Origin of the sequence: Enterobacter sp. BIDMC 29, from assembly GCF_019378755.1 — a bacterium.
Taxonomy (GTDB): Bacteria; Pseudomonadota; Gammaproteobacteria; order Enterobacterales; family Enterobacteriaceae; genus Enterobacter; species Enterobacter ludwigii.
The window spans coordinates 1,129,479-1,141,689 of sequence record NZ_CP080000.1; the positions used below are offsets into that span (position 1 = coordinate 1,129,479).

General features: G+C 56.1%; 15 protein-coding genes. 8 read left to right on the forward strand and 7 right to left on the reverse strand.

Annotation, left to right across the window (positions count from 1 at the left end; genetic code table 11):
• Positions 1 to 120 precede the first annotated feature (120 nt).
• Both JTA15_RS05035 and JTA15_RS05040 read right to left on the reverse strand, forming a co-directional pair.
• A complete protein-coding gene (locus JTA15_RS05035; protein ID WP_041162559.1) occupies positions 121 to 1,266 on the reverse strand; it encodes a PLP-dependent aspartate aminotransferase family protein in 1,146 nt (381 codons plus the stop codon).
• Positions 1,267 to 1,277: 11 nt separating this feature from the next.
• Positions 1,278 to 2,648: a pyridoxal-phosphate dependent enzyme gene (locus JTA15_RS05040; RefSeq protein WP_063435084.1), complete on the reverse strand. Its 1,371-nt coding sequence runs from the start codon at positions 2,646 to 2,648 to the stop codon at positions 1,278 to 1,280.
• A 399-nt stretch (positions 2,649 to 3,047) separates the two neighbouring features.
• On the opposite strand from JTA15_RS05040, the gene JTA15_RS05045 reads away from it, so the two are divergent.
• The 4 genes from JTA15_RS05045 to fumD all read left to right on the forward strand — a co-directional run bounded on the left by JTA15_RS05045 (position 3,048) and on the right by fumD (position 5,890).
• The gene (locus JTA15_RS05045) at positions 3,048 to 4,070 is read left to right on the forward strand and encodes a methionine ABC transporter ATP-binding protein (protein ID WP_020884357.1); all 1,023 of its coding nucleotides are present in this window, start codon (positions 3,048 to 3,050) and stop codon (positions 4,068 to 4,070) included.
• Entirely contained in the window at positions 4,063 to 4,731 is a 669-nt protein-coding gene (locus tag JTA15_RS05050; RefSeq protein WP_025204366.1) for a methionine ABC transporter permease, read from the forward strand. Before JTA15_RS05045 ends, JTA15_RS05050 begins: the two co-directional genes overlap by 8 nt.
• 28 nt (positions 4,732 to 4,759) lie before the next feature.
• Positions 4,760 to 5,572, forward strand: a complete 813-nt coding sequence (locus JTA15_RS05055; protein ID WP_014169750.1) for a MetQ/NlpA family ABC transporter substrate-binding protein — start codon at positions 4,760 to 4,762, stop codon at positions 5,570 to 5,572.
• 108 nt (positions 5,573 to 5,680) lie between these two features.
• Positions 5,681 to 5,890: a fumarate hydratase FumD gene (fumD, locus tag JTA15_RS05060; RefSeq protein WP_014831602.1), complete on the forward strand. Its 210-nt coding sequence runs from the start codon at positions 5,681 to 5,683 to the stop codon at positions 5,888 to 5,890.
• Here fumD and JTA15_RS05065 read toward each other — a convergent pair.
• The 4 genes from JTA15_RS05065 to JTA15_RS05080 are packed head-to-tail and all read right to left on the reverse strand — an operon-like array spanning position 5,871 to position 8,934.
• Positions 5,871 to 6,557, reverse strand: coding sequence for an amino acid ABC transporter permease (locus JTA15_RS05065; protein ID WP_219372927.1), 687 nt, complete (start codon positions 6,555 to 6,557; stop codon positions 5,871 to 5,873). The genes fumD and JTA15_RS05065 overlap by 20 nt on opposite strands.
• The gene (locus JTA15_RS05070) at positions 6,541 to 7,287 is read right to left on the reverse strand and encodes an amino acid ABC transporter permease (RefSeq protein WP_108648409.1); all 747 of its coding nucleotides are present in this window, start codon (positions 7,285 to 7,287) and stop codon (positions 6,541 to 6,543) included. The genes JTA15_RS05065 and JTA15_RS05070 overlap by 17 nt, the downstream gene beginning before the upstream one ends.
• On the reverse strand, positions 7,287 to 8,102 hold the full coding sequence (locus JTA15_RS05075; RefSeq protein WP_014169754.1) for an amino acid ABC transporter ATP-binding protein: 816 nt from the start codon (positions 8,100 to 8,102) through the stop codon (positions 7,287 to 7,289). Before JTA15_RS05075 ends, JTA15_RS05070 begins: the two co-directional genes overlap by 1 nt.
• A gap of 1 nt (position 8,103) precedes the next feature.
• On the reverse strand, positions 8,104 to 8,934 hold the full coding sequence (locus JTA15_RS05080) for an ABC transporter substrate-binding protein (protein WP_150343758.1): 831 nt from the start codon (positions 8,932 to 8,934) through the stop codon (positions 8,104 to 8,106).
• A gap of 244 nt (positions 8,935 to 9,178) precedes the next feature.
• Between JTA15_RS05080 and JTA15_RS05085 the strand changes: the two genes are divergently transcribed.
• From JTA15_RS05085 to JTA15_RS05100, 4 genes are all read left to right on the forward strand, one after another.
• Complete coding sequence (locus tag JTA15_RS05085) at positions 9,179 to 9,346, forward strand: hypothetical protein (RefSeq protein WP_014169756.1); 168 nt, start codon at positions 9,179 to 9,181, stop codon at positions 9,344 to 9,346.
• Between the two features lie 107 nt (positions 9,347 to 9,453).
• Positions 9,454 to 10,779 (forward strand): sensor histidine kinase, encoded by a 1,326-nt coding sequence (locus JTA15_RS05090; protein ID WP_163304236.1) that lies wholly within the window; start codon positions 9,454 to 9,456, stop codon positions 10,777 to 10,779.
• Positions 10,772 to 11,383, forward strand: coding sequence for a response regulator transcription factor (locus tag JTA15_RS05095; protein WP_014169758.1), 612 nt, complete (start codon positions 10,772 to 10,774; stop codon positions 11,381 to 11,383). The genes JTA15_RS05090 and JTA15_RS05095 overlap by 8 nt, the downstream gene beginning before the upstream one ends.
• A gap of 89 nt (positions 11,384 to 11,472) precedes the next feature.
• Positions 11,473 to 11,952 carry a heme-binding protein gene (locus JTA15_RS05100; protein ID WP_020884350.1) on the forward strand — a complete coding sequence of 160 codons (480 nt, stop codon included), beginning with the start codon at positions 11,473 to 11,475 and terminating at the stop codon, positions 11,950 to 11,952.
• A gap of 35 nt (positions 11,953 to 11,987) precedes the next feature.
• Here JTA15_RS05100 and JTA15_RS05105 read toward each other — a convergent pair whose 3' ends face one another.
• Positions 11,988 to 12,128: a hypothetical protein gene (locus JTA15_RS05105; protein WP_020884349.1), complete on the reverse strand. Its 141-nt coding sequence runs from the start codon at positions 12,126 to 12,128 to the stop codon at positions 11,988 to 11,990.
• Positions 12,129 to 12,211 lie beyond the last annotated feature (83 nt).

A 12,211-nucleotide genomic window follows, 5' to 3' on the forward strand; every position in this document is an offset into this window, starting at 1 on the left:
AAAGGAAAATGAAAACAGCGTTTCAAAAATAATCTGTGCAGATCCACATGAGATTGTTATCAAGGCGTTAAGGTTAGATGACATCTTATGGCGGCAGGTGCGTGACCTGCCGCGTTTTGCTTAGTTTTTCAGCGCCTGGCTGAGGTCGGCAATCAGGTCTTTGGCATCTTCAATGCCCACGGACAGGCGAATCAGCTGCGGTACGATGCCGTTGGCCAGCCGCTGCTCAAGCGGAATCGAAGCGTGAGTCATGCTGTAAGGCTGGCTGACCAGACTTTCCACGCCACCCAGGCTTTCGGCGAGGGTGAATAATTTCAGTGAGCGGATCACCTCTGTGGCCCGTTGCGCATCGCCTTTCACCACCAGAGAAATCATGCCGCCCGGCAGCGCCATCTGCGTGCGGGCAAGCGAATATTGCGGGTGTGATTCCAGCCCCGGATAAAATACCTTTTCGACCTGCGGCTGTTGCTCCAGCCATTGCGCAATGGCCAGTGCGTTGGTGCTGTGTTTTTCTACCCGCAGCGACAGCGTACGAATACCGCGCAGCGTCAGGAAGCTGCTAAACGGATCCAGTACACCGCCGACCGCGTTCTGCAGGTAGGCAAGCTTGTCCGCCAGCGCGGCGTTATTTCCCACAACCGCCAGTCCGGCGACCACGTCCGAGTGACCATTCAGGTATTTGGTGGCAGAGTGCACGACGATGTCGAAACCCGTTTCCAGCGGGCGATGGATGACGGGCGACGCGAAGGTGTTATCGGCCACGCTGATGACGTGATGACGACGGGCGATGTCGGCGATAGCCGCCAGATCCGCCAGTTTAAGCAACGGATTGGTTGGCGTTTCAACCCATACCATTCGCGTATCCGGCCGGATGGCGGCTTCAAGACCGGCCAAATCGTCCGGCTTGACCCAGCTCACCTGCAGGCCGGTGCTACGTTTACGCACATTTTCAATCAGGCGCCAGGTCCCGCCGTAGACATCGTCAATGGCGACGATATGGCTGTCTTTATCCAGCAGTTCAAGCACGGTAGAGATGGCGGCGAGGCCGGAAGCGAAGGCATAGCCGCGGGTCCCGCCTTCCAGTTCGGCGATGGCGGTTTCCAGCGCATGGCGGGTCGGGTTGCCGCTGCGCGAATATTCATAGCCGGTGTGCTCGCCGGGTGACGGTTGCGCAAACGTGGAGGTGGCGTAAATCGGGGGCATGACCGCGCCATGCCGATCGTTAAACTCACCGCTGTGTACGCTCAGGGTTGCCAGATTTTTCATCATGTATTCCTTTATTGCTGAAGACGGTTGCGCCAGGCGGTAAGAACATCGCTGCGCGTAATCAGGCCCAGGAAGCGGTCATTGTCATTAATGACCGCCACCAGACCGCGATCGAAAATGGCGTTCAGGGCGCTTTCCGGGGCGTTTTTATCGAGGAACTCCACCTGACGGGTCATTGCCGCGGTCACGGGAAGCGAGAAGCGGTCGCCATCGCCACCGATATGGCGCAGAAGATCCCACTCGTCGATGATGCCCACGACCTGACCGTTCTCCAGGACCGGCAGCTGGGAGATGTCATACAAACGCATCCGCGCCAGTACGGTGGAGAGGGTGTCATCCGGCGCGGCGGTGACGGTTGCGCCTTCATCGTGGCGCAGGGCAATATAGTCGGAGAGATCTCCAGCCTGCGGCCGGGAGATCAAACCCTGCTGGCGCATCCAGTCATCGTTGAACATCTTTGAGAGATATTTGTTGCCACTGTCGCAGGCGAAGGTCACAACCCGTTTCGGGGTGGTCTGGGCCTGGCAATATTTCAGCGCAGCCGCCAGCAGGGTGCCGCTGGAGGAGCCTGCCAGGATGCCTTCCGTTTTCAGCAGCTCGCGGGCGGTGGTGAAAGCTTCGCGATCGGTGATGCGCCAGGCACGATTCACCCCTTCGATGTGTGCCAGCGGAGGAATAAAGTCTTCACCAATCCCCTCAACCAGCCACGAACCCGCATCCTGATAGCGTCCCGTTTCTACCTGATCGGCCAGGACCGAACCGGCCGGGTCGGCCAGTACAAATTCAGTCTGCGGTGAGTGCTCAGCGAACCACGCCTGTAGCCCACCCAGCGTCCCGCCAGACCCCACGCCGACGACGATGGCGTCAATCTTACCGTCAAGCTGTTCATACAATTCAGGCGCGGTGGTGGTGCGGTGCGCCAGCGGGTTGGCTTCGTTATTAAACTGATCGATGTAATACGCCCCCGGCAGTTCATTCGCCAGACGTTGCGCGTAATCCTGATAGTAGGCAGGGTGGCCCTTATTGACATCGGAGCGGGTCAGTACCACCTGAGCCCCCAGTGCCCGCAGGTGGAAAATCTTCTCGCGGCTCATTTTGTCTGGCACCACCAGGATCAGCGAATAGCCTTTCTGCGCGGCGATCAAGGCCAGGCCAAGACCGGTATTTCCCGCCGTCGCCTCAATGATGGTACCGCCTGGCTGCAGCTGACCGTTGCGCTCCGCTTCGTTAATCATCGACAGTGCAACGCGGTCTTTAATCGAACCGCCCGGGTTCTGGTTTTCCAGCTTCAGAAACAACGAGCAGAGAGCGGTATCAAGCTTATGCAGCTGGATAAGCGGGGTGTGGCCAATCAGTTCGGTGACGGAGTGGTAAATCGTCATGGTGTTTTCCTTTCAGGAGGTCATGACAGGATGATAGGGCGGGGAAATTAACCCCTTAAAGAATCCTTCACTCCGTTTTAGAACAGAAAAGAATATAAATGCCGTTTTTGGATGGAGGGATAGCAAGACGTAAAGTGCTCTGGATGTGAGGATGGCTATATCAGTCAAAAATGCTGAAAAATTAACCGTTTTCATCAGGTGATGAACCACTGATATGCACATGCCAGATAATCATTTCTGAAATTGGTCTAAATGCCTGCCGGTACGAAAATCGCTATTTATTCCTGCAAGTTATAACAAATTCCTTTTTGTTCATTTAAAAGGTGATAACGCCTGTTTACTATCATTTGGACATCCATACTGCTAAACCGCCATGCGCGGGACGGATTACACATAAGAATGATTGTACTCAGCAATATTTCGAAGGTTTTTGACAACGGGAAGGTTGCACTCACTGCCGTTGATAACGTCAATTTGACGATAGAGCAGGGGCAGATATACGGCATTATCGGTTACAGCGGCGCGGGTAAAAGTACTCTTATTCGTTTGCTGAATGGACTGGAAAAACCCACTCGCGGCAGTGTGACCATCAACGGACAGGACATTTCTGCCGCAAAGGGCGAAGCACTGCGCCAGGCGCGTCTGAAGATCAGCATGGTCTTCCAGCACTTCAATCTGCTTTGGTCGCGCACGGTGAGTGAGAATATCGCGTTCTCAATGCAAATCGCCGGTGTGCCAAAAGCCAACATTAAGGCCCGCGTGGCCGAACTGGTCGATCTCGTTGGGCTGAAGGGACGCGAGAACGCCTATCCCTCGCAGCTGAGTGGCGGGCAAAAACAGCGTGTGGGGATTGCACGTGCATTGGCCAATAACCCCGACGTATTGCTTTGCGATGAAGCCACGTCAGCCCTCGATCCGCAGACCACCGATCAAATCCTCGATCTGCTGCTGGACATTAACCGCCGCTTCAGGCTGACCATTGTGCTGATCACGCACGAGATGCACGTGGTGCGCAAAATTTGCGACCGCGTGGCGGTGATGGAGAACGGCAAAGTGGTGGAGGAGGGGGAGGTGCTGAGCGTCTTTACCCGTCCGCAGCAGCCTATCACTCAGCAGTTTGTCCGCCAGGTGAGCCAGTATGCCGAGGAAGAGACGTTTAATACGGAGCTGGCAGCGGACCTTGAAGGTAGCGTCATCAGGTTGACCTTTACGGGCCACAGCACCCATAAGCCGATCGTGGGCGAGCTGACTCTGCGCTACGGCCTGCCGTTTAACATTCTGCACGGAAAAATGACCCAAACGGCCCACGGCGTATTTGGGCAACTCTGGGTACACGTCGTGGCATCGGATGAACAACTGAGCAATATCCTCGCCGACCTGAAGCACAGCGATATTGAAGGCGAGGTAATTAAACATGGCTGAGACGCTTTTTCCTCATCTGAAGTGGGAGCAACTCTGGGCGGCGACGCTGGAAACGCTGTACATGACTGCGCTTTCCGGCGTGGCAACCTTTGTTCTTGGGATCGTCCTTGGCCTGGCGCTGTTTTTAACCGCGCGCGGCGGGTTGTTCCACAACCGCGCGGTCTACAGCGTGATTTCAATTGTGGTGAACGTGTTTCGTTCTATCCCGTTCATCATTCTGATTGTGCTGTTGATCCCGTTCACGAAAACCCTTGTCGGCACCATTCTTGGCGCAAACGCGGCGCTGCCGGCTCTGATTGTCGGTGCGGCACCGTTCTACGCACGCCTGGTCGAAATTGCCCTGCGTGAAGTGGACAAGGGGGTTATTGAGGCCACGCGCTCAATGGGCGCACGACTGAGCACTCTGGTGTTTCGGGTTTTACTGCCGGAGTCATCCCCTGCACTGGTATCAGGTATTACGGTAACGCTGATTGCGCTGGTGAGTTACAGCGCCATGGCGGGGGTGATTGGCGCAGGCGGTTTGGGAAATCTGGCTTATCTGGAAGGATTCCAGCGCAACCATGGCGACGTCACGCTGGTGGCGACGGTGACCATTCTGATCATCGTTTTCATTATCCAGTTCTGCGGCGACGTCCTGACCTCACTGTTAGATAAACGATAATCTCTAATAACACACAGGAACCATCATCATGAAAAAAACACTGACACTGATCGCCGCAGCAACCCTGAGCGCCCTGAGCTTTGCCACCTGGGCTGATACCCTGACCGTGGGGGCATCCAACACGCCGCACGCCGAAATTCTGGAGCAGGCGAAGCCTATCCTGGCGAAGCAGGGTATCGATCTGGAGATCAAACCTTTCCAGGACTACATTCTGCCCAACACCGCGCTGGCGGGTCATGATATTGACGCTAACTATTTCCAGCATATTCCTTACCTGAACAGCGTGCTGAAAGATCACGCCGGTGATAAGGATTATGATTTTGTCAGCGCGGGCGCGATCCACATCGAGCCAATCGGGATCTACTCCAAAAAATACAAATCCCTGAAAGATCTGCCGCAGGGCGGCAAAATCATCATGCGTGATGCTGTATCTGAAGAGGGCCGTATTCTCTCTATCTTCGAAAAAGAGGGGGTGATCAAACTGAAGCCGGGCATCGACAAAGTGACCGCGCGTATCAGCGATATCGTGGAAAACCCGAAAAAACTGCAGTTCACGCCTAACGTGGAAGCCTCTCTGCTGCCACAGATGTACAACAACGACGAAGGTGACGCGGTCGTGATTAACGCCAACTACGCGATTGATGCGGGCCTTGATCCTGTACATGACCCGATTGCGGTAGAGAGTGGTGAAAATAACCCGTATGCCAACATCATTACCGTGCATCGTGGTGACGAGAAGAAGAAAGATATCGTCGCGCTGGTGAACGTTCTGCACTCCAAAGCGATTCAGGACTGGATCCGCACCAAATACAAAGGCGCAGTGATCCCGGTAAACAACTAATTTATTGATTTTACGAATGAAGCCCGGCGGGACTCTCGCCGGGCTTCTTTTTTGTATCCGGGCGATGAATCATTTAAGCTGAGAGTTTAGGGCAATGGAGTGATGACGATGGGTAATGTGACCAAAGACGAAGCGCTGTATCAGGAGATGTGTCGGGTGGTCGGGAAGGTCGTTCTGGAGATGCGTGATTTGGGGCAGGAGCCGAAGCATATTGTCATTGCGGGGGTGCTGCGTACGGCGCTGGCGAACCAGCGCGTAAAACGTAGCGAGTTAACCACCCAGGCGATGGAAACCGTGGTCAAAGCGCTGGCCGGTTGAAGCGCCAGCGTTTCGCAAGCTGCTCAAGGGAGCAGCAGAGCAGGTAATAGACCACACCCGTAAAGATAAAAATGGCCGCCGGGTAAATTTGCACCCGGTTGTTCACCTGGCCGGCCACCGTGGTGAGCTCAGGGACATTCACAATAAACGCCAGCGACGTATCCTTCAGCAGGCTGATAAAAATCCCCACCAGTGACGGCAGAATATTGCGCAGCGCCTGCGGCAGCAGCACGCGCGACAGCGTTTGCCGGGTACTGAAACCCTGAGACAGGGCGGCCTCGTACTGCCCTGACGGTAAGGCGCTGAGTCCGGCCAGTACTGAATGCATAACCGAAGCCGTGGTAAACCAGGCCAGGGCCAGCGTGACGGTGAGCGCCCCCGGGAGATCGCCGCCGGTGATGAGCGGCAGCAGATACCACATCCAGAAAATCACAAAGATTAACGGGATCCCGCGAATTAACTCCGCCCATACAAAGAGCGCCTTGGGCACAAGCCCCGTAAAACGCCAGGCCAGGCACGCGAGAGCAATTCCACCGGGCAGGGCGAGAGCCGCCGCGCCCAGCGCCATCAGCAACGAGAGCAAGACCCCGCCAGGCTCACCGACTGCTGCACGTCCCCAGAGCAGGTAATCCAGGTTATCGGTAATGACATTAAGTCCGGCAAGCATGGTTTCCCCTCCCTGAGATTGGGCCGAGGCGCACCAGCACCGCCCCCATCAGCATACCGGTAAGCAGGTACAGGACGGTGCCGACGGTAAACGCCTCCAGCGCATGGGCGTTGTAGCTTTCAATCTGTCTCACCTGATAGGTCAGTTCGGCAAAGCCAATGCCGCTGGCGAGCGATGAGAGTTTCATCAGATTGAGATACTGCCCGACAACGGGTTGCCAGGCGTTGGCCAGCCCTTGCGGCAGAAGGATGTAACGAAACAAGCGCCACGCGGAAAATCCCTGTGCGAGCGCCGCTTCCCGTTGCCCGGCAGGGACTGAACGTAGTCCCGATGCCACTTCCTCAATCAAGAAAGCCGAGGTGAATACGCCTAACCCCCATGCAGAGCATAAAAACTCAGGGGTAAACCACCAGACGTCACCGGGTAAAACGGACCAGCGGTGATCCGCATTCACGGCATCCCGGAACGCCTGCGGTAACCCGTTCCAGGCGGCGAAATACCAGAACAGCAGTTGCACCAGCAGCGGCGTATTGCGAAACAGCGACACCCAGCTACTGACGACCGCGTTCCCGACACGTCCACCCGTCAGGCGCAGAAGCAGAAAAAGCAGCGTGAGCAGGGTTGCCAGCAGCATCCCCGCGAGCGTCACCCACAAGGTGGTGAGAAATCCGGATACGATCCACTGCAGGGGCTGTCCGGTCAGCACGCCCTGCCAGTCAAGTGCGGGCATTAGAGATGCTCCTGATGCAGCGGGTTCAGGACTTTTTGCAGGAATCGCTGAGCGCGTGGGTGCGACGGTTGCCTGAAAAATTGCTCCGGTGGCGCGGTTTCAAGAACGTGCCCGGCGTCGATAAACACAATCCGGTCGGCAATTTCCCGGGCAAATTGCATCTCATGCGTCACCACAATCATGGTGATCCCGCTGTGCGCAAGCGCCTTCATCACGAACAGCACTTCGCCAATCATCTCCGGGTCAAGCGCGGAGGTCGGCTCATCGAACAAAATGATTTGCGGTGAAGAGGCCAGCGCGCGGGCAATCGCCACGCGCTGTTGCTGACCGCCGGAAAGTTCGGCAGGAAAATGGTGTGCTTTTTCCAGCATCCCCACTTTTTCCAGCAGTGCCAGCGCCCGCGCCTGAGCTGGCTGGGCCTTCCAGCCGTGAACATGCTCCAGCGCCAGAGTGATGTTTTGACTGGCGGTGAGGTGGGCGTAAAGATTGAACTGCTGAAACACAAACCCGACGCGGCTGCGCAACTGACGCAGCGCGGTACCGGAGAGCCGTCCGGTGGGTTTGTTATCGATCAGGATCTCGCCACCGCTCAGGGTTTCAAGCTGATTGATAAGCCGGATCAGGGTAGATTTACCGGAACCCGAAGGCCCGAGAATGGCCACCACTTCACCTGGCGTGATGGTGAGGTTAATGCCCTTTAAGACCTGATGGTTACCGTAATGTTTCTGCACATCGCGAAACTCGACGCTGGCGTGTTCCAGATGTGAAAAATCCGCGGCACCGGCCGCGGAGTGTGAAAAAAGCGCTGAGAGCATATTACTGAGCTTCTATTTTAAAGGCACGAGGCTGTGGGGAGGGGGTATCCGGACCGAACCAGACGTCATAGATTTTTGCCGCCTGACCGTTCTTCTCAAGGTTAACAAGCTCGTCGTTGACGGCTTTCAGCAGTGCGGTTTCGCCTTTTTTTACCCCCACGCCAATCTCTTCTTTGCTGAGCAGATCGGGCAGGATTTTGAAGTTCGCCTTGTCCGGCGCCTGCGCCAGCAGACCGGCCAGAATCGTACTGTCCTGAGTGATAGCCTGCACGTTACCGTTGCGCAGGGCCGTCAGCGCCAGCGGAATATCGTCATAAGAGAGCACGCGGGCGTGCGGGAAACGCTGGTGCAGCGCCTGCTCACCCGTTGTGCCTTTTACCGCGCCAATGCGCGCCCGGCTATAGGCCTCAAGCGTATCGGCAGCTTTTACCGGTACCAGGAACTGCTGGCCGGTCACGAAATAGGGAAGGGAGAAATCAACTACCTGCGCCCGTTCCGGGGTAATGGTGATATCTGCCACAATCAAATCCGCCTTACCGGACTGCAGGAGGGGAATGCGGTTAGCCGGGTTGGTGGCGACCAGTTCAAGCTTCACGCCAAGTGCACTGGCAAGCGCTCTGGCGAAATCGACGTCGTAGCCGACAATCTCATGGGTCTTTGCATCGATGGAGCCAAACGGTGGATTGGCATCAAAGGTGGCAACTTTGACCACGCCTGCGGCTTTAATATCCGCCAGTTTATCGGCCTGCACCTGCATCGAGAACAGACCGCCTGCCGCCAGTAAGCCCAGCACCAGTGTCCTTTTTTTAAACCCTTTCGTGTTTGCTGCCATAGTGATTGTTCATCCCGTTGTTTTTGTTTTACCCCGTTACGCTCCCATAAGCGAAAGCTCTCGCCAAATAAGAAATCGTTCTTTGCTATTAGCAAAAAAGCATTAGTGAACAAGGTGTTAATGGTGAGTAAAAGAATGGAAGGCTATTTGCAAATCCTGCACATCGACAGTGGATTTTGGTATTTCCCCTGCGCGGGTGTTGGGTGTTTAACTTAGGGCAAGTGAAGCGAAAGGGGGAAAGACGATGAAAAAGTGGATAAACACGTTACGGCGGTTTTTTGCGACCCGACCAGCGAATGCGGAGAACAGCGCGCAACGTGTTCTTGAGTCCGTACTGCCTGTCGCCAGCCTGTATGGCGTAGACGTTGCCAACATTGATCCGGAGTGGTTCCATGATAAAACGTCACGCTGAACTGCGCCGCACGCGCGAAATGTACTGGAATGAGCTGTGCGAAATTTTGTTCTGACAACGGTTAACTGCTAATGTCGGCAGGATGAATCTCCTGACCCGTTAACGGAATGAATAACACTCTTTTCAGGCGCACGGTTATTGTCTGGCTGCTGGCGTGCCTCATCAGCGGCGTTTTGCTTTATGCCGAACAGATCCGCCGCCAGTTCTGGGAACGCGATCGTGAGTTTTCGACACGCTATTCCACCCTTAGCGCCGTACTGACGCAAAATGAATCTGTTTTGCCGTTACTCAACGGTGAGGAAGACCTCGCGGCCCTGCGCAAAAAATTCCCGCACATCCTCGCCCTTGAGAAAACTTCAGGCCGTGCGCTGAACGCTGCCCGTGTGGAATCGACCCGCGATTGTCAGTACTGGCTGTATAATCCCTGGCGTCAGATCCGCGTACTTATCGATCTTGCGCCGCTGCTCAGCACCCAACATACCTTTGATGCACTTGCCATTCGCTTCAATGACGCAGATAACGCGCCCCCTGCCGGGGCTTTCTGGCACTGGCAGCGGACCTTCACGCAACCCACACAACCTTTTACCCTTATGGCCACGGCAAAGCCGCACTGGCTGGCCGTCTCCTGGTGGGTATATCCGTTCCTGTTCTTCGGCTGGGCGGTGCTTATCGCCGCGGCCAGCCTGCTGCTCTGGCAACGGCGGCAGCGCCAGCACGCCGAACAGCGCGCACACTATTACCAGCATGCAAGGCTCAACACCCTGGGAGAGATCACCGCTGGGATCGTGCATGAGATAAACCAGCCGCTGACTGCCGTTCAGACCTGGATCCAGGGTGCTCAGCGCCAGCAACAGCAGGCGAATCCGCAGGCCGTATCGCAGGCGCTGGCTGCCGCGCTGGTACAAACCCAGCGTATCAGCGCGCTCTTAACCCGCTTTCGCGAACATGTGGTTCAGGAAAAAGTCACCTTGCGCGATATCGACCTGAAACCGTGCTGGCAGCAGGTGGTCGATCTCCTGGAACATGAACGCCGCTCTGAGCATATCGCGGTGAGCCATGCGTTCGCGGCAGGTGCCACGCGGGTTCTGGCAGACCGACTCTGGCTTGAACAGGTGCTGCATAATCTGCTCAGTAATGCCATTCAGGCCCAGCAAGAGTGCGCGCAAGGGTGGGTGAAAATAACCAGCGAGAAACGGGAAAACTGGATTTATATCACCCTCACCGATGGCGGACCTGGCTTTAGCCCGGAGGCCTTGCAGAACGCCTTTATGCCGTTTTACAGCGGGCGGACGGAGGGAATAGGGCTGGGAATGACGTTAACGGAGTCGTTGATGACGCGCATGAATGGATCAATTACGCTGGGCAATGCGCCCCAGGGCGGGGCGCAGGTCCGGTTACAACTGGCGAGTGGAGAGGTAAATACACGTGGATAACACAGTCTGGCTGATTGATGACGATGAATCCATCCGTGAGTCGCTGGCCTTCTTACTCTCGGGAATGGGCTGGCAGGTCAATGGGTTTGAAAGCGTGGACGCGTTTACGTCAGCGCACGGTGGGCGCGCGGCGCTCGTCGGCTGTCTGCTGCTGGATATGCGCATGCCGGGAAAAGGCGGGCTGACCTGGCTGGAGGAGGGCAAATGGCCCTGGCCGCTGCTGCCGGTTATCGTCATGACCGGACACGGCACCGTTGATGCCTGCCGCCGCGCCTTTCGCAATGGCGTCTTTGAGTTTTTCACCAAGCCGCTGGATGCCGATAAGCTCATTGAAACGGTAGGGCTCGCCTTCGAAGAGAGCCAGAGACGACTGACCCGCTGGCAGGAAACGTCGCGGATTAAAGCGCGTTTCGAACAACTGACGGCGCGTGAGCACGAGGTGCTGGCGGTGCTGATGGAAGGACGCAGCAATAAAGAGGTGGCCCTGCAGTTGAACCTCTCGCCCAGAACGGTTGAAGCGCACCGGGCCGCGGCGTTCGCCAAGCTTGGCGTGACCAGCCTGGTGCAGGCAATCCGCGATTACGACAAATTACAATCCGTATAACTACCAGGATAATTGCGTAATCAACCGAATTACGCTTCATCGCGCGTCTGAGTACGATCGAACGGTATTCAATCATTCGAGGACGTGCGATGAAAAAAGTAATGATGGCAGCCGCGCTTGTCGCCGGTAGCGTAAGCCTGACGGCACAGGCCGACGCATTGAACCAGAAAAATCTCTCCCTGGCGCAGGCCAACGCGCTGGCGACCTCCGCCATTCAGGCCTGCGTAGCGAAAAACTACCAGGTGACGGTCACCGTGGTGGACCGCGCCGGTGTGGTCAAAGCGGTGCAGCGTACCGACAATGCCGGGCCCCACACGGTAAAAGCCAGCGAAATGAAAGCCTATACCGCGCTGAGTGCAAAAAATGCGTCAGGCAAGGTTATGGAAGCCGCGCAGAGCAATGCCGGCGCACAAAACATGCGTGATATTCCGGGCTTCCTGCTGCTGGCCGGTGGTCTGCCGGTGAAAGAGGGGGATGAGGTGATCGGCGCAATAGGGATCGGCGGTGCGCCGGGTGGTCATCTGGATGAAGCGTGCGCGCAGGCGGCGATTGACGGGCTGAAGAAATAATATAAAAAAGCACCGGGTTTTCCGGTGCTTTATCATCAGATCTTGCAGGCATCACCGCAGTCGTCATCGGCGATAATCGACTGCGCTTTTTTATCAGCGTCGTCGAGACGTTCCGCGTTACGCTCTTCAGCTTCATCCAGCCCGTTAAAGACCAAGTTTTCGAGATCAATTTCCATATGGCACCTGCTTTGTTCGGTTTTTGATACTGGCACAGTATAGGGCAAAAAGAGCCGGCAATGTACCGCGCAGCACATAACGA